The organism is Myxococcus sp. AM009, assembly GCF_013372605.1.
In the GTDB taxonomy this organism is placed as follows: Bacteria; Myxococcota; Myxococcia; order Myxococcales; family Myxococcaceae; genus Myxococcus; species Myxococcus vastator.
This window is the reverse complement of sequence record NZ_JABXEP010000006.1, coordinates 1-22,866: the sequence shown is the minus strand read 5'-3', so window position 1 is coordinate 22,866 and position 22,866 is coordinate 1. Positions and strand designations below refer to the sequence as shown.

Sequence of the window (22,866 nt, the reverse complement as noted above, 5' to 3'; positions counted from 1 at the left end):
TACGTTCAGAGCTCGACCCAATCGAGCTTGATGGTGGTGGTGACCTCTTCGCCGGCGGCGACGTCGAGGGTGCTGCTCAAGGGGTGGAAGTCCTGGGCGAGCGCGTCGGGGTCGGGCGGCTGTGTCGACGCCGCCCAGGCCGCGGCCAGGCTGAAGGTGAAGTGGATGGGGGCCTCGGGGTTGCTCCAGTCCGCGATGGGAATGCCGGGCACGAGGATGAGCGCGTCACCCCGCTCGTTCGACAGGCCCCAGCGCGTGATCTCCGGGTCGGCCAGGGCGAGCGACACCAGCGCGCCGGGCAAGGGCCTGTCGTGGACGTCCACGACACGGAGCCGCACCACGGCGCTGCGCGCGGACGGGCGCATCAGCGGAGACGGGTAGAGCGTGACGTCCACCGGCCGAAAGACGGAGTCTGGCGGGAGCGGCTGGCCCGTGGGCTGAGCCGTCGCGTCTCGTGGCAACTCGAGCGTGAAGCTCCGGGCCAGATAGCGGCGCGTGGGGTCGCTCGCCACCAGCGGGAAGGCGGCCGGGGCGGGGAGCGGGTCTGGCAGCTCGAAGCTCGCCGCGTAGTCGGAGAAGCCCGGCGCGTCCGTCACCACGAGCAGCCCGCGGACGTTGCGCGCGAAGCGCAGGCCCTGCCCCGCGACGGTGATGGGCTCCGTGAGGGGGCGTTGCGTCTCCGCGTCGAGGAAGCGGATGGCGGCCAGGGCGCGGCTCTCGGTGCGCTCGAGCATCATGGCCTGGGCACCTCATTCGTGAATTCGAAGCGCCGCGCCACCACGGGCCGTCCAGCGGGCTTGCCCTGCACGTCGATGCAGACGACCCGGGCGACGTACGTGACGGAAGGGCGATAGGGGCGTCGCAAGGCGTCCCACATCCGCAAGAGGTCTTCTTGAGGGATCTCCGCCGGGATGATTTGCACCAGCTCGTCCGGGCGCCAGACGCCCACGGGGGACAGGTCCGAGGCGCTCAGCGCGTTGTGTGTGTGAAGCTGCAACATGACCCAGGCCATGATGCGGTGCTCGTCGTCGACGTTCTCAGCCCAGACCGTGAGCAGGTAATGCAAGTCCAGCGCGAGCGGCGGAGGCGCCTCCGCGCGTGGCTCATTGCGCAAATGCTCATTGACGGCGACGCGGTAGAGAAAGAGGGTGACGCCTGGGACTTCGACCGGCGGGGCGTTGCTCTCACTTCCTGCCATCTTCCCGCTGGGGACGAGCTCGAAGCGGCACGTGGGCAGCCCCTCCGGCTCGTGAGACAACTCATAGGCATGTCTCAGATAGGAGACCAGCGAGTCGCCGACTGAATAGATGGCGGAAAAGCCAGCCACGTTGCTCCCCCAACCGCACCGCGTGGATAACGATTGATGAACGCCGTATCGACTTGCAGTGCGTGTATGGTGTCGGGGCTAGGACGGATAGTCAAGTCACCTCATGCGATGGGTGAAGTGACTGGGACCTGTTGAGACGGTGGGAGCTGTCTACCGAGGTGCCTGAAGCCGGGAGAGCAGCGCGCGGACGACGTCTTCGGCGTTCTCGTCAAGCCCCTCGAGCAAGGCCTTCCATTCCTCTGGCGGCTCATCGCCACCCTGTTCCAGGGCGGAGAGCAGCGGTTGGAGGCGTGCGGTCAGGTCCGGGAGTTCTACGCCGCGGGCGCCGAGGTCCTGCTGCAACGAGCCGAGGAGTTGTAACAACTCGGCGGGTGTCTCAGGGCCTCGTGTGGCCGCGCCATGCACGCTGCCTGGCGCGGAGCGCAGCGCGTGCTCCATCAGGTCTCCGAGCCAGGTGGCCATCGCTGGAGCGTCGAAGTTCTCGGGAGCGCTGGGCTGGGCGCGTGGCGGGGTGGCGTCCTCCGCATCGAAGCGGGCGCCGGTGTGGTCGCACCCGGTCCACTGCACGCCGTCCACGATGGCGCCTCGGAAGTCCGCGTGGCGGAGGCTCCCGCCTGACACGTTGGCACCTGTCAGGTCGGCGCCGCGAAAGTCCGCCTCGTCCAGCCGCACGTCCAGCAGTGACGCGCCCGTGAGGTCCGCGCCTCGTAGTTCCACGCCGACGCCTTCCGCGCCGTCGAGCACGGCGTCGCGGAGGATGGCGCGTGAGAACGATGTCTCCGAGAGCCGGGCTTTGCGCAGGTCGGCATGGGACAGGTCCGCGCCGCGCGCAGAGCTGTCCTCGAGGCGGGCCTCGGAGAGCCGCGCCCGTCGCAGGTCGGCGCCATCCAGCCGGCACTGCCGGAGCGTCGCGCCTTCCAGCACGGCGCCTTCGAGCCCCGCGCGCTCCAGCGAACAGGCGGAGAGCCGGGCGCCGCGCAGGCTGGCGCCGTGGAGGCGGGCCTGGCCCAGGTCCAAGCCGTCTCCACGCAGGCCGTCGAGTGGGGCACCCGTGAGGTCCGCGCCGTGAAGCTGAAGGTTCCGCGCGCGAGCCTTTTTTTGGAGGAGGGCGTGGAGGATGTCTCGCGCGCTGGGGGTCATGCCTGTCTCCGGCTCATGAGTCCGAGCGCGAGGAGCTTCTCGTGGAGCCGGACGATGAGCGCCGCGGCGCCATCATCGCCAGGCGCCGCGGTGTCGAGCGCTTCGACGAAGACGTTCGCGACTTCCCTCGCTGCTTCAGGCGTCAGCGAGGGGGGAACAAGTCGCTGGTCGACAGGGCGGCGCTCGTACACGTCCTTGAGGCGCGCCGTCTCATGGGCCAGCGCTTCGGCCAGGGGGACCGAGAGGGCGCTGGCGGCCTCTTGACCGGACGGGTACTTGGGACGCCAGAAGGACCACTCGAACAGCGTCCCCTGGAGTCCCCCGAGGAGGTGCTCCCACTCGTAACTCCGGACCTTGACGGGCCCTGGTAGCTCGGAGACGAGCCAGAGCGCGAACCGTTTTGCGAAGCTGCGCGTGAGTTCCTCGGCGGTCAGCTGCGGAGGGCTTCGGTGCATCAGCACCGATTCGCCCTCGACCAGCTTCGGGTTGAACGGCTGCATGACGTCGCTGCTCATCGCCGCATGCAGATCGAGAGGCGTGAGGGTGCCGTCGACGTCGATTTCTCGCTCGCGGTAGCCCGTTGCCTTCGACAGCGTCCTTCTGGCGTCCGTCACGAGGGGTGTGGGGCCTTCGAACTGAAGGCGCGCACGCTGGTCCCGGTAGTCGACCTCGAGCCAGACGAGGACGTCCTTCTTGAAGCGCGCGAACGGTGATGAGGGTGGGGTCGACAAGCGGTAGCGGAACATCGCTCAATCTCCAGGTGTGCCACTGGGGGAGGATAGCGGAAGGCCGGCGCGGGTCCGCGTCCGCTGAAGGACCCCCAGGACGTAGAAGAAGTGCTCTGGATCCTGACGATAGAGCTCTGCCATGGCCTTGGGCCTGGTGAAGCGCTCGAGGCCCATCGTCACGACCTCGGTCGCGGGGCTGTCGTAGACCTTGCCGACGTACTTGCTGATGAACCCGCCTTCGTAGGCCTGTTCGTGGGGTTTGTATCCCTGCTTCGGGGCGAGCACATCCAATGGTTGCGTCGCGATGGCTTGCCCCGGTTGGACGAGCCGCTGCGCGCGGGCTTCGACGAAGGCCTTGGAGGCCGCGGAGATCTCCGGGTCGACGTGCTCGATGCGGTGTGAGAGTTCGTGATGCACAAGCGTGGAGGTCGGAGCGTCGCCGAGGTTGATGTAGCGGCCGTCATGGGAATAGTACGCGCGCATATCGTCCGCGGCTGGGCCCCGGGTCAGGAAGAAGCCTTCCGGCGGCGCATTGCCCGTCATCCGGTAGTGCTCGGCGATATCCGCGCGAACCTCCGCCTCCGTCCGGCCGGAGGCGCGGATGACCTGCATTCCCTCAGGCGTAATCGCTGGTGCATCCGAGATCGCCGCGACATTCGAGGGCGCCTCCCCCAATAGCGTCGTGCGCAATTCACTCATGAGCTGCGCGGCCTTGGCCTCGTTCGCGGCGGAGCGCCGCTCGATGCTCGTGAGGAGCCAGTCCCGGTTGTTCTTGAGCCGGCTGTACTCTCGGGAGAGGTCCGCTTGGAGTGCTTCGATTCGCTCGATTTCAGCCTGGTTCGCCTTGTAGTTCTTCCGAAGCGGCCCGAGGTCGGTCTGCAGGAGCGGATCATTGGTGATCTCCTGCATTCGAGTATTGATCTCCGTCAAGGCGGCGGTGTCGCCCGGATACACCTTGTGGACCAGTTCATCCAGGCGGCCGCGCATCCCTTTGGAGAGGTTCTCCATGAAGTCGATGCCATTCTTGATGAACTCGAGATGGGGCGAGCTCGCGGAAGGGGTATTGATGTCGCCAGACCATCCCACCGTCTGTCGCGCGCGTCCCTTCGGGTTGACTTCGATGTCATCGAAGGTGTCGGGGCCGCCTTGGGATTTCGGGTTCGTGGTGTTGGATGCAGCCGTCTGGCCGTCCAGGTCCGCGTCCGCGCGGGGATGGCGGTTGGGCGCTCCAGGGACCTCGACCTCCGACTCGGCTTCGAGACGAGGCGTCGCCGGGGTCTCCGCTTCCGTCTCGGGGCGTGGCGCCGTGCTGGCGTCGGGCTCCGTCTCGGGCCGCGGACTCGCTGTCGTCTCGCCCTCGCTCTCCGGTGTGGCACGGGGAGCGATGGACTCGCGGAAGGCGCGGGCCCGTGAGCCGGGCACGACGCCCGCGCCGCGAGCCATCCACCGTTGCTGGACGCGCTTGATGCGAGGGACTTCGCCGAAGCCGCCGGTGACGACGGACATGAGCACCGACATGCCCAGCGCCTGCCAGGAGAACTCACCGGTGATGAGCTGGGTGGCGACCTCCAGCACCGCGTCCGCGGCGATGTTGGCCACGAACTGAAGGGCCACGCTCTTGACGGCGTTCTGGATGAGGGCGCCCGCGCCCGCGCCGAACACGCCGCCAATCGCGCCCATCAGCGCGGCCTTGCCCACGCCCGCCATGAGGCGCTCGCCCGACGCCCAGTTGTTGAGGACCTGGATGGTGGCCGACGTCGCCGCGCCGACGATGGCACCGCCCACGATGGTGCCAATGGTCGCGGCGGCCGCTCCGGCGCCCAGCGCGCTCGCCGCCGCGCCCACCGCGCCAATGACAGCCGGGCCCACGACCAGCGCCACCACGATGACGATGGCGATGATGAGCACCACCGCCAGCACGCCCTTCCAGGCGGGCTGCTCCTTCGACGCCGCCTCCAGGGCCTGGACGGGGATGTCGCAGTCGAGCTGGGCCTTGGAGTCGCGGAGGCTCTGCTCCAGCGCGTCCGCGGAGTCCACGAGGGCGCTCTCGACATGGGTGAGGATCGTCGAGCAGGTCGTCTGGAAGCCGGTGGCGACGGTCTCCAGGCCGGTGGCTCCGTCCGAGGCCACCTGCTGGGTCTGGGTGGCGAACGCGTCGCGCTGCTGGCTGAAGCCCGTGGCCGCGCTCGTCGCCAGCGCGCCCATGGATGCCGTGAAAGACGCCACCAGGGCCGCCGTCGCCTCCTCGGAGGACTGGCCGAGCCGCAGCATGGCCTCCAGCCCCTGGTTCCCCACGCTGTCCACGCGCGCCAGGGCCCCGGCGGCGCCGTGCTCCACCTGGGAGACGAGGCCATCCAGCCCCCCTTCGAGCCCGCCCGTGGCTTGCTGGAGCATGCGCTCCAACTGCGCGCCTTCCGGAGCGGACTGCGTGGCGAACAGGTCGCGCACGCCCGAGAGCGCCTGCACCAGGGTGTCGATGGCGCCCGTCACGGCGTTCTGGATGGACGCCGCCGAGGCGAAGGCCGCCAGCTCGATGAGGACCTGTTGCAGGTAGCCCGTGTCATTCACGGACTGGCGCTGGTCGTGCTCGTGGCGGTCCAGCCGGGCCAGCTCGGCGATGAAGGCCGAGTCGACGGAGGCCATCATCGCGTCGCGCGTGGTCTCCGCCTGCGTCAGGGCTTGTGTCCGGCTGCTTTCGAGCGCGGCGACGAGCTGCTCGTGCTGCGTGTCGAGCGTCTCGCGGGCACTGCGGGCGGCGGCGATGACGCCGCAGCGGTCCCGCTGGCGCCCCTTCATCGCCTCGCCGGCCTGCTTCGTGGCCGTGTCCACCAGGCTCTTGCGGTAGCCCTTCGCCGTCTCGCGCGCGGCCTTCATCTGGGCCTCGGCGCGGCGGTCGGTGAGGTAGCCCGCGAAGAAGCTGTCCTTCTTGTTGATCTTGCAGCCTTCGTATTCCTCCGCGTACTCCTCGCCGAGCTGGACGCACTCATCGCCCACTGTCGGACCGAGCGCCTCGTGGGCAATGCGTGCCTGGGCGTAGAGGGCGTTGACGCTGTCCAGCGTGGTGGACTCCTGCGCGTCAACGAGCAGCAGGCCGGAGTCGTAGACGGCCTGGAGCGACTCGAGCGCGGTGTCAGTCTCCGAGTGGATGGTGGAGACGGTGGCCTCGTGCTCGGACACGACTTGCTGCCGGGCGCCCTCGGCCTGGGCGGTGGCGGCGCCGCGTGCCTGCTCCACGCTGGCGCTGATGGCCGCCTTCTGTTCCTCCATGGAGGCGGAGATCGCGCCCTTGTACGTCTCGGCGAGCGCGCCGATGCGGGCTGGAACATCCTCCAACGTCAGGAGAACCGCGTCCTCGATTCGATTGGCCGCCTGTAGGAAGAACGCGTCCGCGCGTGAGTTCGCGTCAACACGTCGCGCGTCGTCCGCCGAGGTCGCGCCCGGCGCCGGGACGAACTGCACGCCGCCTCGGAGCGAAATGACACCGGCCCCGGCATTGGCGAGCGAGGCGGACGCACTGTCATGCGTTGCCACGGCGTCCCACCGCTGGCCTTCGGTCGTGGCGATGGCTTCGTCCAGCGGCGCGCGCGCGGCCTCATCCTGCGCGTCTTCCGCCGGGGCTCCGCCGTTGCCTCCAGTGGCCGTCGAGGACTGTTCGGCCGTGGCATCACCCCTGGGGGCGCCCTCCTCGGCGGCCTCGGGGGCGGAGGCGTTGCTGTCCAGCGTGGACTGCGCGGGCGCCGCGGCTTCCGTGGAGGAGGGCGCCTGCTCGGAGATGGCATCCTCGATGGGGCAGTTGTCCTGCTCCTCGGCATCGGGGCTGACGCTGGAGGCGGCTTCCTGCGACTCCGTGGGCGCCGGCTCGGGAGGCTCTTGGTCGGGCTCCTCCTCCGGCTCTTCAATGTCCTCCGTGTAGCAGGTCGCGCTCTGGGGGCCGCCGCCCGCGCAGGACGGTGCGTCCTCGGTACCACCTGGAGGGGGGGCCGTGTCGCTCGTGGGCGCTGGGGGACCGGAGGTCAGTGCATCCGCCGCGGGGCCCGCCGCGGCGCCAAGCGCGCTTCCCGCGGCCCCCGAGCCGCTGTCGGTGGACTGTCCATCCTGGGCCGCGCGGGCTTCGGTCGACTCGCGAGAGCCGCCGTCGGAGGGGCCACCGCCACCTCGCGGCCTGGGCATTCGGGAGGGGGCCGCGGGCGGCTCGAAGAGGCGGTGGACGTTGGCTGCGAGGAAGGGCTGGACGGGCGCTGCGCTCGGAGACGTTCCCGTCACCGGAGGGCCGGACGGGCCCACCGCTCGGTCGAGGATGGGCTCGGCGGTTTCGCCTCGGACCACGGCGTCGGCGGCCTCATCCGCCTGGCGCTCGTAGGGGTCTCCAGGGTGGCCGACGCCGTCGTGGAGCTGTACGCCGGAGCGCTGCTGAACAGCATGCGCCGCTTCGTGCGCCGTCAGTCTCAGGTCAGGCGGGCCACGAAAGGCGATGTGATTGCCCATCGTGAAGGCCTGGGCCCCCATCCGGTCGCTCGCGAGCGCTGCCTCACCGCCCACGCGGGCCTTGACGTCTGACAGGTCATGGCGGCCGAAGGCCTGCTGAAGCTGTTCGAAGTGGGGGAGGGGCGCGCTGGCATCCTTTACGCCCGCATGGGCCTCGCGCCGGATGGCCGTGGGCCGTGACTCCACGGTGCCGCCGGCCGCCTGTGGCTGTACCGCGTCCTTCTCCCCGCACGCCGCGCACGCGCCGCCTCCGGACCCACATGCCGCGCACTTCGCCTGGAGCGGAGGTCCGAGGGGAGAGGCCAATCCACCTCGCATGTAGCGCGGGACCCCCGCTGCGGAGTTGGGGCGGGCGCGTGCGCCAGGGGCACGCTCTCCAGGCCGGCCGCGGAGGAAGGCGGGAACGCCAGCCGCAGACCGCTCTGACGGCGAGCGCTCGGGTCTGGATGAATCCGAAGGCCGGGTCGACTCACTCCGGCGTACCGACTTTGACGTCGCTCGGCTCACGGATGGGCGCCCCCTGGTGACTCATACCCGAGGAGCGCATGTGTTCACTGTCAGTGTCAATGGACGGCGCTGTGGTGAACTGAAGCCGACTGTGAGCGCCCGGTGGGGCAGGGGCGCTTCCCGGCGCGAATCCCGACCCGACCCGAGCCAGGCCCGCTACCGGCGCAGCGTCACCTGCTCGTCGAGCCGGGCCATCTTGTGCGGGGTGCTCTGGTCCCATTTTTGTAATTTCTGCCCGAAGCCCATGTTGGCTTTGAGCACCGGCAGATGGTGTCACATCACGCCGAATGACTTGGGGACTTGACCGAGCATCCTGCTGGCGAACTTCTTCACGATTGCGCCGTAGCGCCCGGTGATCTCCTTCGGGGGAATCCTGACTGCGGTCATGACTTCTCCTGGTGTCGGTTTCCGTCGACCTGGAGACACCGGAGGCCCGCGGGATGTGACATCCCCAAGGCGGCACCGCCTTGAGGCACACGACGGCCCGCCCTGGGGGCTCCAGCGGCGGGCCGCCGTCAGGTCCGCTCAGTAGTTCCAGGCTCGGTAGCTGCGGAAGCCGCAGCCGTTGGCCCCCAGGACGACGCCGCCGCCCTCCATCACCGGCGTGAAGGTCGGGTAGGCCGACGCGGTCGTGTCGACGCTCACGCAGCACGTCCCCGAGAACAGGCCCGTGGAGTCGGAGGTCTCGTGTGGGTCGGGGTCGGTGGGGCTGTAGAGCCAGCCCTTCGCGTAGACGTAGAGCTCCTTCGAGTACGGCGAGAAGGGGCCGAACTCCGACCAGCTGCCCTGCGTGGTGACGGTGCCTCCAGCCATCTGGTAGCTGAACTGGACGCTGAAGCTGTAGTTGCCGCCACACACGCTGCCGGAGGGCGAACCCTCGGTGCCGGCCTGGGCGAAGCGGGGGAGCGAGTCCGGAGTCTGCTCCAGCACGCCCGTCGCGCGCGCCTCGGCGATGTTCGCCTCCAGGACGCGGATGTACCGGTCGCGCTCCTTCAGTTGACGGTCGAAGGCGGCCAGCGCGCCGCTCTTCTCTTGTGCCTGCGCCAGCAGCGCCCGCTGTCCACGGACGCGCTGGAGTTCGAACTCGGCGGCCTCGGTGCCGACGCCCACCTGCTCGCGGACGCCGTCCTCGCGCGTGCGCTCCCAGACTCCGGGGGCCACCTTGTTCCAATCGGAGGGAGTCGCTTCGCTCAGCATGGGCCGCGTGGCCTCATCGCTTGCGGAAAGAGAGTCACCACCGCAGGCCGCCAGCGCCATCGCGGCGACAGGCGCCCAGAAGAATCGCTTCGACATGGTGCATCGTCCTCGTTGAGCTGCCCGGCTGGGTTGCCGGGGCGTCGGCGAGCATACGTGGAGTGAAGTCTGGTGATGATGGGTTCATGTTCCACTCGGAGCGCCGCATATGTCTTGGGATTGGCTCGGTGAAAACTTTTGCTATCGGTGAATGCCCAGACACTCGCGGGTGTCATCGGGGCGCGAGCTTTCGGCCTCCCAGCCCGTTCGGGGCTTGACCTTGAAGAGGTCATTGACGCTCGCGCCGCCCGGCGTTGGCCTTCAGTTCGGCGCAGGTACAAGGGCGGGGACGGCAGGGCTCGGGGGCCCTTGGCTGCAGCGGGGCCGGTCACCACCAGCAAGGCAGCGCGTGGTGCAGGCCCGCGCGCATGAGCACCACGCAGGGCGGCGGCTGGACTCGAGCGGTGCCTCCGCGCGGAGGTGAAGCGGTTGCCAGCCTATGGACGCGGCGCCGGGGCCGGGCGAACCCAAGGGTGACTCAGAAGCTGTCGTCTCTGGGAGGGGCTCCAGCCCCGAGCGCCGGCGCGGCTCGGGTTGGGATTCATGATGTTCTGTTCACCTGTGTCGCTCAGGAGGTCGGTCGTGCCGTCCGTCTCGACGGAGTGGTAGACGCCGAGGAAGTGCCCCAGCTCGTGCGCGAGGACTCGCGCGTAGCCGTCCAGTGGCCATTGGGCCGGGCCTCTGCTGAAGGCGTCACACCGCAGGCCGGGCATGAAGATGGCCGACGCGGGGCCTGCGCCCCCTCCCACGCGAGGGGTGAAGCCGTCGACCGGCACGGGCGGTCCGAAGAAGGGGTCGTCATACCGGAGGCACCCGGCGAAGACGATGTCGACCGTCGCGTCCAGCGCGGGCGGCGCGCGCTCCCGCAGGGCTGAGAGCTCTGCGAGCTCCGTCGTCCAGAAGCGCGCCTCCGGAGCCGCGTCCGGGAGCTCGGCGACCGCGTCCAGCGTCACCTCCAAACCCGCCTCCTCGAGTTCGGCATTCACGCGCTCCAGCAGCTCGCGCTGTCGCTCGGGTTGCCCGAGGAGCATGGAGTGTCGCGACACCAGGAAGCGCAGCGAGAGACGGCCGCGCTCCGGAAGATGCGCGCGCGGCAGCCAGGTCAGTTGGAGCCGAGGCGCGCCTCCCGTCTTCGTCGGGGTGAGCGTCTCGCAGGCCATGAGCCCGAAGCGCACGGTGAAGCCCTCGCGCGGCGCGAAGCCTTCGCCGCTGGGGAGCACGAACAGCGCCTCCTCCTGCGCGATGGAGGTGCGCACCCCGCAGTCGGTGCAGTAGGGGCCGGCTTCTCGCTTGCCCACCCAGGTCCGGCCCGCGGAGTCTTCAAGCGCGGCGAGCGCGAAGCAGGTGCCCGGCTCGCTCCTGGCCCACAGCGCGACCGTCGCTCCAGCGAACGGCGGGATGGAGAGGGGCGGCGTGAGCCCGTCCGCGCCGAAGGCGACGGGCTCCGCCGTGAACAACGTCTCTCCCTCGTCGAGCGGGGCTCGTGGCGGCGCTCCCCCCCCAGCGCACGCCACGAGCCCCACGAACGCGAGACTTGCTGCGAAGGCTCGCGTCCGCGCGGGCGTCATCGCATGAACTCGCGCAGCTCGCTGGGGGGCACGAACGCTCCAATGCGCTGCTGGAGATGGACGCTCGGCTCCCGAGGGAAGTGGGCGGCCAGGACGCGGCGCGCCTCGAGCTGACCGCGGGCGCGGCCCACCCACTCAATCACCCCCGCGCGCTCCTCCACGCTGGAGGCGCTGGCGAGCTTCCGCCCGGCCAGGGCCAGCTCGGCCCCTGTCAGGTCGAGCTCCGCTCCTGGCGCCATGTGGCTCAGGCTCCGAAGGATGGTGGTGCTCACCCCCGGGCTCGGCTCGCGCTCGAGCTGCGACACGAGGAGCGGCCGGGTGACCTCGGGCGAGAGGCGTCCGAGCGCCTCGGCCGCGCGCCCCCGCAGGGCGGGAGCCCCCGTCCTCAGCCGCTCGTCGAGCTCCGTACGGAACGCGTCGTCGCCGCTGTTGCCGATGGCGTCCAGGACGGCGAGCTCGTCGTTGCTGCCCGCGGCGCGCTCCAGCTCTTCGCGCAGCGCCGCGTGCAGCTCGTCGCGCAGCGGGTCGCCAGGCCGGGTGCGCCCCGCCATGCTCCCGAGCCCGAGCAGGCTCACGTTCGCGACCATGGGCGAATCCGACCCCCGGGCCTGTGCGAGCAACAGGTCCGCCGCCTGCCGCGACGGCTCGCCGTGGTCGGCCAGCGCGGACGCCGCCCGGCTGCGGTCGAGCGCCGAGAGGTCCCTGCTGACCAGCGCGTCCGCGAGCACCTGACGGGACTGCTCGGTGCCCGCCAGCTCGAAGGCCAGGAAGAACGCGGAGCGCGCCGCCTCGTCAATGGCCCCGCGTCGCAGGTCGGTGAGCAGCGCGGCGCTCTCCTCCGGGTGCGCGCGGAGCCACCCCGCCAGGAAGCGCGCGGCGGGGAACACGGCGTTCTTTCCTCCCTCGCCGAAGTAGGCGAGGAAGCGGGCGCGCGCCGCGCCAGCGTCGAGCGCCGCGAGCTCCGTATCCACGGGCGACGGCGTCGTCGGGTCCGACTCGAACACGTCCGAGAAGTCCGCCTCCCCGGGCGCCACCGAGTCACGCACGGAGACGAAGTGCCCGTCCTCGCGCACCAGGTGGAAGCGGTGCGTGAAGCCCTGCGGCGCCTCTCCAGGGAGGTGGATGCGAATCGTCTCCTGACCCTCCACGCGCCGCATCCAGCCGCCGCGCTCGGCGTCGAAGTCCGCCTCGGCCGTCGCGCCCAGCACCTGCACGCGCAGCCCCAGGCGCTGGGCGGTGTCGTCGAGCTGATACCGCGGCTTGGTGCGGAGCAGACGCGCCACGCCCCCCGGCGCCTCGTCACGACGGTACTCCGCGGTGTAGACGCCCACCCCGTCGCGCTGCTCGGCGCTCCAGTGCGTCGAGTCATCGCCGGGCAGCACGAACTCGAGGCTCTCCAGGAGCGTGCTCACCAAGCGACGGCTCCCGCCGCTCCAGCGCGGGGAGAACCCGATGCCAGTGAAGCGGCACCGCGTATCGACCCGCACATAGAAGGGGCCGTCTTCGAGCTCCACGGCGCTCACCCGCTCCTGGGAGAGCGCCTGCTCGAGGACCACTGCGCTCAGGGCCGCGCGCAGCAGCGCGGGGCGGCCCGCTTGCGCCTCCTCGACGACGACCCAGCTCAAGTGGCCCTGGAAGTGGTCTTCCACTCGCGGAGCGGGGACATGGTCGACGGTGGCGGTGGACTCGAAGGCGAAGGCCGCGGTGTCCTGGCGCTCGAAGCGGCACTCGGGGGCGCCCGGCGCGGGCTCCGTCGGTGCGTGCGTCACGGCCGACGACGCCCCTTCCTCCGGGCCATCCCACGTCCCGGCCACGATTCCCATCGTCGCGAGCCCGAGCCCGGCCGCGATGCCCATCATCCGCCCGTTCATTCGAGCACCTCGGCGAAGTCCATCGAGCGGTCGAGCAGCGTCTGGGAGAAGCGCCGCGAGCTGAAGCTGAAGAGGTGCACGCGCAGGGTGCGGCTGAAGCGGCGAATCCCGACGCGGCCCACGATGGACACGTTTCCGCGGATGAGCTGCATGCCGAGCTCCCAGTTGGCGTTGCCGAGCACCACCAGGCTCCCGTTGTCGCGCTGGCCAAAGGCCAGCGAGGCGGTGAGCGGGAAGTCGGTGTTGACGAGCTCGAGGTCGGCCACCACGGCGGCCTTGACGATGCGGACGTTGATGCCGCCCTCAATCGACGCGGTGAAGTTGAACCCGGGGGTGATGGTGCGCGCGATCGCCCCACACATGCCGAGCGCGTCCTCGCTCTGGAGCAGCTCCCCGCACCGCGCCGCGTCCGTCGAGACGGAGAGGCTGTCGTTCGTCGTCAGGCCGACCTCCCCGCCGAGGCTGATCTTGAAGCCGATGCGCACGGGGCCGAAGCCGAAGCCGAGGTTCGGGAACGCGAAGGACTTCGCCGCGGAGAACTCCTCCTCGTGCTCGAGGCTGGGGGCGCTCTGGGAGAAGCTGTGGATGCGCTGGTTGAACGCGTCGACCGTGAGCTCGTAGCCCGTCTCCCCCGGGTCCACGCCGAGCGTGGCCTGCCCCACGGCACGCGCGATGGTGACCGAGTACGGACGCCCGAGCTTGCCCTCGAGCTCGACCGCGCCTTCGATGCGGCTGGCGGCACCGGCGCGGTCAAGCCTGTTCTGCGTCGTGAGCTGCACCGCGATGCTCATGCGGTTCGAGCTCCCGAGCCTGCGGGTGAACTCCTGGTCGAAGCTGATGGACGTCGCGGCGGAGGACTCCGGCGTCTCCCGCACCAGCACGACCGGGACGACGTGGCAGTCGCTCGTGTCCCCTTGTCCCTCGTTGCCCTCCTGCGGGAAGTCCGCCACGAAGCACCCCCTCACCGCGAAGTCGCTGACGTCCGCCCACGCGCCGCCCTCGCGCAGCGCGGCGCGGGTCGCCCCCTCGGCGAAGAGCTCATGGGCGAACGTGTTCGCGGTGCCTGGCATCAACTGCTCGATGACGACCTCGTCGACGCGGCCGAGCTCCGAGCTCGCGTCTCCCACGGTGAGCGGAAGCCAGCCGCCCTCGGCGCCCTCGGGCGCGAGCTCGTACCGGAGCGTGGCGCGCGCGGGCATGGCCGTGAGGGCCTCGAGCTCATCGGGCTCCTGGCCGAACTGGAGGTCCCCGGTGATACCCGGCGCGTTCGCCTCGAGCTCCGGCGGCACGTCCTCCGGCGCCAGCCCCGAGACGTAGGGGTCGCGTCCGTTGACGACGAGCGTCGACTGGACGACCAGGCTGGGCGCGAGCTTCTCCTCGGTGGCGTCGGGGGCGACGTAGGGGAGGATGGCCACCGACGAGGCGGGCTCCATGGAGTCGTAGAGCACATCGATGAGCTTGTCGGTCCCATCGGTCGGGGTCGGCTCGATGTCGATGGTGTAGACGCAGCCTCGGCGGAGGTCCGGGGCCGACAGGTCGGCGACGCCCCGGCACGCCTGGTTGAGCTCGGCGCCGCGGGCCGCCTCGGTGAAGGTGACCGCCGGGTAGTCAATGCCGGTGTCCGGCTCGTCCCCGTCGAAGGTGACGCGCAGGTTCACCGCCTTGTCCACCAGCGCCCCGCACAGCGAGGTCGGCCAGATGAAGCCATCGACGATTTGCTCCTGACCGTCGCCAACGAGGTCGACGTCGATGGCGCTGGAGGCGCACTCGATGGGCTCCGCGGGGTTGGCGGGGTTCGCCTCGATGAAGCTGAAGCTGACGGCGACGTTGCGGGTCGCGGGCGCGGCCGGGTTGAGGCTCGTCGAGGTGATGCCGAACTGGATGGGCACGCGGTTGTTCACGAAGACGGGCTGGCTCAGGTCGTAGCGCACGTCGAGGTAGGTCATCCGCGCCTTCGTGAGACAGACGCCATCGTCGGCGCTGTTGGGGCACGCGGGCTCGATTGGCACGCCCGAGTCGGGCACGCCCGAGTCCGGCGCTCCGGCGTCCGGCTCGCCGGTGTCCGCTCCGCCGCAAGCGCTCGCGAGCAAGAGGAGGAGCGTCCCGAGGACGCGATTGCTCCGTCTGGAGCCGCGACTCAGGCCGGTGGACGGGGACTGCGCGGGGTTCTTCATGCTGGACCTCCAAGTGGGTGCCACGGTTGTCGGTCGGGGCCTAGGCAAGCGACGTACCAGCGCGCCGCGCGAGGGAGCGCTCGCTGCGCGCGGCCCTGCTTGTGGGGTGCGGCCTGTAGGGAGTCACCGACACCCCTTGGGGACGCAGCCGACAGTCGGCCCTGTGTTAGCTTCGCGGGCCATGTCCAGCGGAACGACGCGCCCGGATCGCCCCATGGGGCTCCCCATCCGCACGCTGACCATTGAAGTCGTGGGAGGCCCGGACCAGGGCCGCTCGCACACGGCGGATGGCGAGACGGTGACGGTGGGGACGGCGGAGAGCAACGAGCTGCGCCTGGTAGACTCCACGGTGTCCCGGTACCACCTGGAGCTCTCGCGAAAGGGAGACCGCGTCGCGGTGGCGGACCTGGGCTCCACCAACGGCACGGCGGTGGGGCCCACGCTCCTGGAGCGCGGAACGGTGGCGCCGGGGACCGTCCTCACGCTCGGGCGGACCTCGCTGCGAGTGGGGGATGGGCCCACGCGCACCGTGTCCCTCCACGACTCCGGGGCCCTGGGGCCGCTGCGAGGCCAGAGCGCGCCGATGCGGCGGCTGATGGCGCAGATACTCCGGGCGGCGCGGACGGACGCCTCGGTGCTGCTCCAGGGCGAGTCCGGCACCGGCAAGGAGCTCATCGCCCGAGCCCTCCACGACGAGAGCCCGCGCGCGAAGAAGCCCTTCGTGACGCTGGACTGCGGGGTCATCTCTCCCGGGCTCGTCGCCAGCGAGCTGTTCGGCCACGAGCGCGGCGCCTTCACGGGGGCGGAGCGCCGCCACCTCGGCGTCTTCGAGCGGGCGCAGGGCGGCACGCTCTTCCTGGACGAGATTGGCGAGCTGTCCCCCGCGCTCCAGACGGCGCTGCTGGGCGTGCTGGAGCGGCGGCGCTTCCGGCGGCTCGGGGGCAGCGAGGAGCTGTCCGTGGACGTGCGCGTCATCAGCGCCACCCACCGGGACCTCCGCGCCGAGGTCAACGCCAACACGTTCCGCCTGGACCTCTACTACCGGCTCGCGGTGGTGCGGCTGGAGGTCCCCCCGCTCCACCAACGCGTGGAGGACATCCCCCTGCTGGTGGAGCACTTCCTGAGCGAGGCCGGGTACACCGGCCCGCTGTCGGCGCTGGTGCCCCCGCCCCTCATGGCCACGCTGCTGGCGCACCGCTGGCCGGGCAACGTGCGCGAGCTGCGCAACTACGCGGAGGCCATCCTCGCCATGGGAGAGCCCCCCGCCCTGGAGCAGGCCGCGGGAGGCCCTGGCGCGGCCCAGGCGTCATCGCCCCCGGCGCCCTCCGTGGCCCTGTCCCTGGAGCGCGGCTACCGCGAGGCCCGCCAGCAGGTGCTCGAGGACTTCGAGGTCCAGTTCCTCAAGGCGCTGATGGAGCGCGCGGGGACCAACGTCTCGTTGGCGGCGCGGCTGGCGCGGATGGACAGGAGCTACCTCATCGACCTGCTCCACCGGCACCACCTGCGCTGAGGCTCAGGGCCGCCAGTGCAGATCCCCCGAGGCGCAGACGCGCACGCCCTGGGCGCACTGCTCGGTGAGCGTGTCGAAGCCCAGGTACACGTCTCCCTCGATGGCGTTGAGGGAGACGGGGCAGCTATAGGCGCACCCCACCAGCGCCTCCTCGCGCAGCGCCGTCACGCCGCCGGCCTCGAGCTCGTCGCAGGACTGGAGGGTCGCCGTGGTGCGGACGATGATGAACTCATCCGGCGCCTCGCTGGAGATGGCCGCGCCCGACAGGCTGCGCAGCGCCTCGCGCACCGCCTCCCGCGCCTCGGCGCGCGGCAAATCGGTGATGTCCGGCAGCGGGGTGGGGATGCACACGCGGTGCTCGGGCATCACCGCGCAGTCATGGTCCGCGCACCAGCTGACGAGCTGCCCCGAGCGGCACCCCGGAAGCCCCCCCAGCCGGACGAAGTCGATGACGAGCGAGGCGGGCACGGCCCCACCCCCGGCTGGCACCGCCCGTGAGAGCACGTAGGCGCCGTCGTCCTCCCGGCACAGGAAGCCGTCGAGCCCCTCGCCCTCCGCGCCGAAGGTGAGCCGCACCTGCCGCACCTCGTTACACCCGGTGAGCAGCACCAGGGCCAGGAGCCCCTCGAGGATGCGCCTTCTCAAAATCCCACCTCCGTTCGAACAGGCTGCCGCCAGAGCAGGGCGGTGGTCGTCGCGCCGGCGATGACCGCGGCCACGCCCACGGCGATCCAGAAGTCTCGCCGCTGGTAGAGGGCCGGCGCGGGCTCGACGACCTGACCCTGGATGAGCAGGTCCCTCAGGACGCCCTCCGCCGTCCCGTGGAGGGCAGTCACCTCGCCCTGGCGCTCCGTGCGAGCCGCCGCGCGCCCATGGATGGCCAGCGCGCCCCGCAGGCGGTAGCCCTCGCGCTCGGCCTCGGCGTTGAGCAGCACGAGCCGCGGTGCCCGGAGCGCGGTGGAGAGCAGTCGCAGCGAGCCCGCCGAGTCCAGGTTGGCGGAGGACTCACCGTAATGCGCGGCCCACTGGCCGGCGGCCAGCTCGGGCGAGGCGGGGAGCGTGGTGAAGGCCACGGCGAGCTCGGGCCCCTTGGCCGAGATGACCTGGACCGCGAACTGTCGTCCCTCCGCGTCGACGCGCACCATGTGTCGCCCCTCCAGGACCTCGAGTGAGCACGGCGCGGTGCATACGCCGGGCCGCCCATCCAGGGAGATGCGCGCGGGGCTGAAGTCGGAGGTGATGCGCAGCGTGGTGCGCCCCCGCGCCGCGCCTTGCTCCGCGCCGGTGACGAGCACGCGCCCCACGTCGGGAGGCAGCACGCCGATGTCCGCGGGCAGCTCCAGCCCGAGCACGCCCAGCTCCGAGGCCACCTGGAGGGCCGCCTCTTCGCGCCGCAGCCCCACCTGGCAGGCGACCTGCCAGAGCAGCCAGCGGGCGGCGACCTCGCGGTGACCCTGGCTCAGCGTCCTGGGGAGCACCCCTTCATCTCCGACGTCCTGGAGGCACTCCGCGAACTCCGCGTTGATGTAGTGCCGCCGGGCCTCCTGCAGGTGCCGCTCGACCTCCAGGAGCTGGACATCCCCTCCGGGCCGGGAGGTGGACGGGGGGAGCCCGGCGAGGCGCAGCGTCACGGGCACGCCGGGGGGCTGCTCCTGGGCCCACGCCTGGACGGAGGCGCGCGCCTCGGGGGCCCCCACGACGAAGAGCGTGACCGAGGGGAGCGCGGTGGGGGGCTCGGCCGCGGGCGTGGCGCCCCCCCAGAGCCCCAGGAGCAGCGCAGCGAGGGGGAATCTCCGGGGGGAGGGCCACGCGCGGCGGCGGTATATTGACGGTCGGGACTGACTCACCGGAGCGAGCCTCCAGGGGTGGAGTGAAAGCGTGGAGTGGGGTGGCCGTTATCGACTGGTGAGACAGCTCGCGCGGGGCGGGATGGGAGAAGTATGGGAGGCGAGCGCGACAGGGGAAGGGGGCTTCGCGCGGCGGGTGGCCATCAAGCGGCTGATCGCCGAGCACGAGCAGAGTCCCTCGCAGGCGCGGATGTTCCTCGACGAGGCGCGGATCGCCAGCCGGCTGCACCACGCCAACATCCTGTCCATCCTCGACTATGGCGTGGTGGAGGGCGTCCCGTACCAGGTGCTGGAGTACGTGGACGGCGTCGACGCGGAGCGGCTGCGGCAGCGCGGGCTCGAGGTGGGGGAGGACTTCCCGGTGGAGCTGGCGCTGCATGTGTGCGCCGAGGTGGCCCATGCGCTCCAGTATGCCCATGAGGCGAAGGATGGTGCGGGGGAGTCGCTGGAAATCGTCCACCGGGACGTGAGCCCCTCGAACATCCTCGTGTCGTGGACGGGCGACGTGAAGCTGGCGGACTTCGGCATCGCGCTGGCCAGGGACAGGCAGGAGCGGACGCTGGCGGGGCTGACGAAGGGCAAGCCGGCGTACATGCCGCCGGAGCAGGTGACGCGGGGCGAATTGGATGGGCGCTCGGACCTCTTCGCGCTCGGGTGCGTGCTGCACGCGCTGCTGACGGGGCACAGCCCGCTGGCGGGTGAGGACCGGATGGCGGACCTGCTGGCGGGCAAGGAGCTGGAGCTGTCGGACGCGCTCCCCGCGGACGTCCGAGAGCTCATCGCGCGAGCCGTGCGGAGGGCGAGGCATCAGCGCTTCCAGAGCGCGGCGGAGTTCGCCGAGGCGACCGGCGAGGTGCTCGCGGCCCGGAGCGGGCGAGCAGGGCGCGCGCTGCTGTGCGAGTGGATGGCCCGGGTCCGGGCGAAGGAGGAGGAGGCCAGGGCGCGGCCCGTCTCGGGGTGGGCGGGCTCCTTCCTGGAGGTGGAGCAGCTCCTCGGCGGGGTCGTCGTTCCGGAGCCAGGGACTGCGACGGGGGGCAGCGCCACGCCCCCACCGCGCATCGAGCAGCGCGCCCAGCGCCGACGGTGGCCCTGGCTCGCCGTCCTCGCGCTGGGGGGGCTTGTGGCCGTGTGGCCTTGGCGGCTTGGGCAGGAGGTCGCGCCGCCTGTGCCGGCGTTGCAGCCCGTCTCCGTGCCGGTGCCGCCCGCTCCGGAGAAGGACGAAGTCGCCCCGGCCGAGCGCTTGCCGCCCGCTCCAGTGCAGGCGCCCGTGACACGCGCGGCCCCGCGCGCGCAGGAGCCGCCCCCGAAGCGGCTGGTCCGTGCCCCGGCGCGCCCGGCGAGTGGCGGCTCAGGGGCGCTGACGGTGGGAGGCGAGGGGGCCTTGCGCGCGGTGGTCATCATCGACGGCGAGCGCCGAGGCCACGCACCGCTGCTCATCGAGCTCCCCGTGGGCGAGCATGTCCTGGAGCTCAAGACGCCCGATGGCCACTTGATTGGCCCGGAGCGGATCCAGCTCACCGAGTTCCACACCCCCGCCGCGCCGCTGCGCTGGGTTGTCCCTTCGGCGCGGGGGGCATCCGCGGAGTGAGGGGACGCGTTCGCCGGGAGGGCACGGGAATCGAACTCGCCAGGGGCGCCTCTCGGCGGTTTTGAAGCCCCGTCTCCTCGATGCGGGCTACTCCGGATCGAGCGCCCAGGTGCCTTCCTCCCAGCGTCGAAGTGTCATGATCGCTCCGATGGCGGCAACCCCTCCATCGTTCGCTGCCGCTTCCAGTACCGCCTTGGCTTCTTCCGTCCGGTAGCGGAGCAGAAACGCCGCCGCCATGGCTCGGACGTCCGTACGCGGATGCTTCAGCAGCACGGAGAGGGCGTCTCGCCCAGTATCCCCCTGCGCGCGGAGTGCCTGAAGCGCAGCGGTGTACTGCTTGGCGTGCTTGTTCCCCGTCCTGGAATCTCCTCGCTGAATGGCATCAGTCTGGGCCGCGACATTCCGAGCGAACTGCTCGACCCGTTCTTCCAACGTCATTACCAGACCCTCTTCGTCACGTTCTCAATGGCCAACAGCCCGAACTCGCGTTAGGCCACGTAGGATTGTGTGCTCAACCACTGCCGCACGGTCTGCGTGAACGAATCAGTAATGTCATAGCGGACCGACGACAGGATGGGAGCAACCATTTCCGTTTGTCGCGGTAGGCTGTGCACCATGCAGAATTGGCACTTCACGCGCATCCTCCCAATCCTGGCAACTGTGTGGCTCCTCGCCGCATGTGCGGAGGGGCCCATCGCACGGCCGGATGCCTCGGCCCGGAAGTGGATCGGCCCTTTGGTGAACGTGCCGGGCGGGGGCAGTTTCGCGCCGTCATGTACTTCGGCCCATGGCAGTGCAGCGCCCAGCTTATGAACTACTGCCGCGACAAGTGCGCTGGGAGCGGGCACGCCCTTCAGGGCTGCATGTGGCTGGCGGACCTGAAGATGGACTTCGCGGGTACGGTCCTGCGGGCCGGGAGCCGGTTTGGGATGACGCACTGCTGTTGCAACTACGCGACGCTCACCAAGGGCCAGAACGATCTGGCCAGGTCCCAGTGGAAAAACTTCCGCGATGAGTTCCGAGCTCGATGGGGAGAGCGGTTCGGTCAATGGCCCACGGACGCCAAAGGCGAGAACTTCCCAGGCCACCATATCCGCGACCTCCATCACGGAGGGAACCCCATCGACTGGGACAACATCATCCCGTTTCCAAAGGACCTCCACGAGACCCTACTGGGGCTCTACAACCAGTGCTATGCGAACAACCCGCCGTGGACGACTGCTGGGGTGGACTACCCCTATGGAGAGTAGACCCATGTCGATGCCCGCCCTGCTCGAAGAGGTGACGCGCCGCCACTTCCCCAACCCGCCTGCGACCCCGGCACAAATCGAAGCGTTCGAGCAAAGGGTCGGGTGGCGCCTGGACCCGGACCTTCGCGCCTTCTACTTGCACTGCGACGGCGCCAAGCTGTTCGATAGAACCAACCCTGAATTCGCCTTCTACCCGTTGGCGAAAATCCGTCGCGCGCGGATGGTGCTCCTTCAGGACGACACCGACAGGTCCGGGCCAGAGTCCTGGTACGCGCTGTGCGAGTTGGTTGACAGCAACTACATCCTCCTCGACGTGAGTCACCAAGAGGCGGGCCGGTATCCGCTTCGCGATGGTTACCGCGAGGCGTTCCCGGACCCGAACTACTGCTCGCAGATTGCGGCCTCGTTTTCTGAATTCCTCGCTGGCGCGCTCCGATCGAACGGGAGTTGGTTCTGGCTCCCGCCAGCGTGAGCTACGGCGCCGCCATGTCCTGGTTCGGCGGGTGTGGCTCCCAGCCTGTGCATGCTGCGCGCCGCACCTCGGCCCTCTGCGGCCCAAGCGTAAGCGTCCGGCCAACGACGTGCTGAGAGGCGTTGAGGCGAGAGCCGCCGCCGTGGACGCTGGCGAGCATGTCGAAGTCGGTGGAGAAGCAGGAGTGGTTCCAGGTCGCGGAGTCTTTCGAGGCGAGCGGGCTGACGCAGGTGGAGTTCGCGCGGCAGCGGGGCGTGCGGCTGAGCACTGTGCAGTCGTGGGTGTACCGTCGGCGCCGGCACCTGGCGGCGAAGGCCGAGCCGGTCCGCCTGCTGCCAGTCCAGGTGACGGCCCCCGTGGAGCCGAGCACCACCCTCGTCGAAGTCGTCACGGAGGGCGGGGCTCGCCTGCGCTTTGCCATGGGCGTTGACGTGGGGTACGTGGCCCGACTCGTCGCCGCGCTGGGGCGGTGAGGCGGTGTTCGCCCTTCCTGCGTCGGTGCGCGTGGTGCTGGCCACCGCGCCCGTGGACATGCGCAAGTCCATTGACGGCCTCATGGCGCTGGTGCGCGCCGAGTGGGGCGAGGACGTCTACTCGGGCCACCTCTTCGCCTTCGTCTCGCGCAAGGGGGACCGAATCAAGGTGCTGACGTGGAGCCGGGGCGGCTTCGTGCTGCTGTACAAGCGATTGGAGACGGGGCGTTTCCGGCTACCGCCGGTGGACGCGGGCGCGCAGGTGGTGCACCTGGACGCCACGCAGTTGGCGATGCTGCTGGACGGCATCGACGTGGCCCAGGTGCGGCGTCAGCCCGCCTGGACGCCTCCCGGGCGCACGGGCACCTGACGCGCCCGGCCCGGGACGCCTCCGCGCCGTGGCGTGTTGAGGCTACGTGCCGCGCGAGCTCCCTCAAGACCACTACTGTCCCTGGCGCGAAGAGGCGGAGGAACTCAAGGAGCGCCTGACGTCGCTGGAGGCGAAAATGGCGACGCTGGAGCGCCACGTCTTCGGCCGCAGGACGGAGCAGCTGCCGACGGTGGCCGCCGAACTGCGAGGGGACGGCGCAGACACGGCGGCCCAGGCCGAGGCCGCGAAAAAGAAGCGTCAGC

Annotated in this window: 18 protein-coding genes and 1 pseudogene; 7 read left to right on the top strand and 12 right to left on the bottom strand. The window is 70.5% G+C overall.

Annotated features, from left to right (window positions below):
• Positions 1-5: 5 nt before the first annotated feature.
• The 9 genes from HV824_RS02875 to HV824_RS02830 all read right to left on the bottom strand — a co-directional run bounded on the left by HV824_RS02875 (position 6) and on the right by HV824_RS02830 (position 15,093).
• Complete coding sequence (locus HV824_RS02875; RefSeq protein ID WP_176422598.1) at positions 6-737, bottom strand: hypothetical protein; 732 nt, start codon at positions 735-737, stop codon at positions 6-8.
• On the bottom strand, positions 734-1,327 hold the full coding sequence (locus HV824_RS02870) for a DUF4255 domain-containing protein (protein WP_176422597.1): 594 nt from the start codon (positions 1,325-1,327) through the stop codon (positions 734-736). The genes HV824_RS02875 and HV824_RS02870 overlap by 4 nt, the downstream gene beginning before the upstream one ends.
• 150 nt (positions 1,328-1,477) lie before the next feature.
• Complete coding sequence (locus tag HV824_RS02865; RefSeq protein WP_176416730.1) at positions 1,478-2,467, bottom strand: pentapeptide repeat-containing protein; 990 nt, start codon at positions 2,465-2,467, stop codon at positions 1,478-1,480.
• A complete protein-coding gene (locus HV824_RS02860) occupies positions 2,464-3,213 on the bottom strand; it encodes a hypothetical protein (RefSeq protein WP_176416731.1) in 750 nt (249 codons plus the stop codon). The genes HV824_RS02865 and HV824_RS02860 overlap by 4 nt, the downstream gene beginning before the upstream one ends.
• A gap of 3 nt (positions 3,214-3,216) precedes the next feature.
• A complete protein-coding gene (locus tag HV824_RS02855) occupies positions 3,217-7,986 on the bottom strand; it encodes a DUF4157 domain-containing protein (protein ID WP_255207708.1) in 4,770 nt (1,589 codons plus the stop codon).
• Positions 7,987-8,712: 726 nt separating this feature from the next.
• Complete coding sequence (locus HV824_RS02845) at positions 8,713-9,480, bottom strand: hypothetical protein (protein ID WP_176416733.1); 768 nt, start codon at positions 9,478-9,480, stop codon at positions 8,713-8,715.
• A gap of 437 nt (positions 9,481-9,917) precedes the next feature.
• Positions 9,918-10,937, bottom strand: a complete 1,020-nt coding sequence (locus tag HV824_RS02840) for a hypothetical protein (protein ID WP_176416734.1) — start codon at positions 10,935-10,937, stop codon at positions 9,918-9,920.
• 107 nt (positions 10,938-11,044) lie between these two features.
• Positions 11,045-12,919, bottom strand: coding sequence for a HEAT repeat domain-containing protein (locus HV824_RS02835; RefSeq protein ID WP_176422596.1), 1,875 nt, complete (start codon positions 12,917-12,919; stop codon positions 11,045-11,047).
• The gene (locus tag HV824_RS02830) at positions 12,916-15,093 is read right to left on the bottom strand and encodes a hypothetical protein (protein ID WP_176416736.1); all 2,178 of its coding nucleotides are present in this window, start codon (positions 15,091-15,093) and stop codon (positions 12,916-12,918) included. Before HV824_RS02830 ends, HV824_RS02835 begins: the two co-directional genes overlap by 4 nt.
• Before the next feature lie 214 nt (positions 15,094-15,307).
• Here HV824_RS02830 and HV824_RS02825 point away from each other — a divergent pair, with 214 nt between their 5' ends.
• On the top strand, positions 15,308-16,603 hold the full coding sequence (locus tag HV824_RS02825) for a sigma 54-interacting transcriptional regulator (protein ID WP_176422595.1): 1,296 nt from the start codon (positions 15,308-15,310) through the stop codon (positions 16,601-16,603).
• A gap of 3 nt (positions 16,604-16,606) precedes the next feature.
• Here HV824_RS02825 and HV824_RS02820 read toward each other — a convergent pair whose 3' ends face one another.
• The gene (locus HV824_RS02820) at positions 16,607-17,248 is read right to left on the bottom strand and encodes a hypothetical protein (RefSeq protein WP_176422594.1); all 642 of its coding nucleotides are present in this window, start codon (positions 17,246-17,248) and stop codon (positions 16,607-16,609) included.
• Positions 17,245-18,450 carry a PEGA domain-containing protein gene (locus tag HV824_RS38120; RefSeq protein WP_176422593.1) on the bottom strand — a complete coding sequence of 402 codons (1,206 nt, stop codon included), beginning with the start codon at positions 18,448-18,450 and terminating at the stop codon, positions 17,245-17,247. The genes HV824_RS02820 and HV824_RS38120 overlap by 4 nt, the downstream gene beginning before the upstream one ends.
• A gap of 31 nt (positions 18,451-18,481) precedes the next feature.
• Between HV824_RS38120 and HV824_RS02810 the strand changes: the two genes are divergently transcribed.
• On the top strand, positions 18,482-20,038 hold the full coding sequence (locus HV824_RS02810) for a serine/threonine-protein kinase (protein WP_176416740.1): 1,557 nt from the start codon (positions 18,482-18,484) through the stop codon (positions 20,036-20,038).
• An 87-nt stretch (positions 20,039-20,125) separates the two neighbouring features.
• On the opposite strand, the gene HV824_RS02805 is transcribed toward HV824_RS02810, so the two are convergent.
• Complete coding sequence (locus tag HV824_RS02805; RefSeq protein ID WP_176416741.1) at positions 20,126-20,476, bottom strand: DUF2019 domain-containing protein; 351 nt, start codon at positions 20,474-20,476, stop codon at positions 20,126-20,128.
• Between the two features lie 425 nt (positions 20,477-20,901).
• On the opposite strand from HV824_RS02805, the gene HV824_RS02800 reads away from it, so the two are divergent.
• The 5 genes and pseudogenes from HV824_RS02800 to HV824_RS38115 form a co-directional block, all read left to right on the top strand.
• Entirely contained in the window at positions 20,902-21,288 is a 387-nt protein-coding gene (locus tag HV824_RS02800) for a hypothetical protein (RefSeq protein WP_255207707.1), read from the top strand.
• Positions 21,289-21,292: 4 nt separating this feature from the next.
• A complete protein-coding gene (locus HV824_RS02795) occupies positions 21,293-21,760 on the top strand; it encodes an SMI1/KNR4 family protein (RefSeq protein ID WP_176416743.1) in 468 nt (155 codons plus the stop codon).
• Between the two features lie 158 nt (positions 21,761-21,918).
• Positions 21,919-22,233: an IS66 family insertion sequence element accessory protein TnpB gene (locus tag HV824_RS02790; RefSeq protein ID WP_176416744.1), complete on the top strand. Its 315-nt coding sequence runs from the start codon at positions 21,919-21,921 to the stop codon at positions 22,231-22,233.
• Between the two features lie 4 nt (positions 22,234-22,237).
• Positions 22,238-22,603, top strand: a complete 366-nt coding sequence (tnpB, locus tag HV824_RS02785) for an IS66 family insertion sequence element accessory protein TnpB (RefSeq protein WP_176422592.1) — start codon at positions 22,238-22,240, stop codon at positions 22,601-22,603.
• Between the two features lie 46 nt (positions 22,604-22,649).
• Positions 22,650-22,866: pseudogene (locus HV824_RS38115) on the top strand (IS66 family transposase); the annotation flags it as partial.

Excerpts from the sequence above, each read along its gene's own strand:
- HV824_RS02875 (WP_176422598.1), bottom strand. The coding sequence starts at position 737 with ATGATGCTCGAGCGCACCGAGAGCCGCGCCCTGGCCGCCATCCGCTTC.
- HV824_RS02865 (WP_176416730.1), bottom strand. The coding sequence starts at position 2,467 with ATGACCCCCAGCGCGCGAGACATCCTCCACGCCCTCCTCCAAAAAAAG.
- HV824_RS02860 (WP_176416731.1), bottom strand. The coding sequence starts at position 3,213 with ATGTTCCGCTACCGCTTGTCGACCCCACCCTCATCACCGTTCGCGCGC.
- HV824_RS02845 (WP_176416733.1), bottom strand. The coding sequence starts at position 9,480 with ATGTCGAAGCGATTCTTCTGGGCGCCTGTCGCCGCGATGGCGCTGGCG.
- HV824_RS02835 (WP_176422596.1), bottom strand. The coding sequence starts at position 12,919 with ATGAACGGGCGGATGATGGGCATCGCGGCCGGGCTCGGGCTCGCGACG.
- HV824_RS02830 (WP_176416736.1), bottom strand. The coding sequence starts at position 15,093 with ATGAAGAACCCCGCGCAGTCCCCGTCCACCGGCCTGAGTCGCGGCTCC.
- HV824_RS02825 (WP_176422595.1), top strand. The coding sequence starts at position 15,308 with ATGGGGCTCCCCATCCGCACGCTGACCATTGAAGTCGTGGGAGGCCCG.
- HV824_RS02805 (WP_176416741.1), bottom strand. The coding sequence starts at position 20,476 with ATGACGTTGGAAGAACGGGTCGAGCAGTTCGCTCGGAATGTCGCGGCC.
- HV824_RS02800 (WP_255207707.1), top strand. The coding sequence starts at position 20,902 with ATGTGGCTGGCGGACCTGAAGATGGACTTCGCGGGTACGGTCCTGCGG.
- HV824_RS02795 (WP_176416743.1), top strand. The coding sequence starts at position 21,293 with ATGTCGATGCCCGCCCTGCTCGAAGAGGTGACGCGCCGCCACTTCCCC.
- HV824_RS02790 (WP_176416744.1), top strand. The coding sequence starts at position 21,919 with ATGTCGAAGTCGGTGGAGAAGCAGGAGTGGTTCCAGGTCGCGGAGTCT.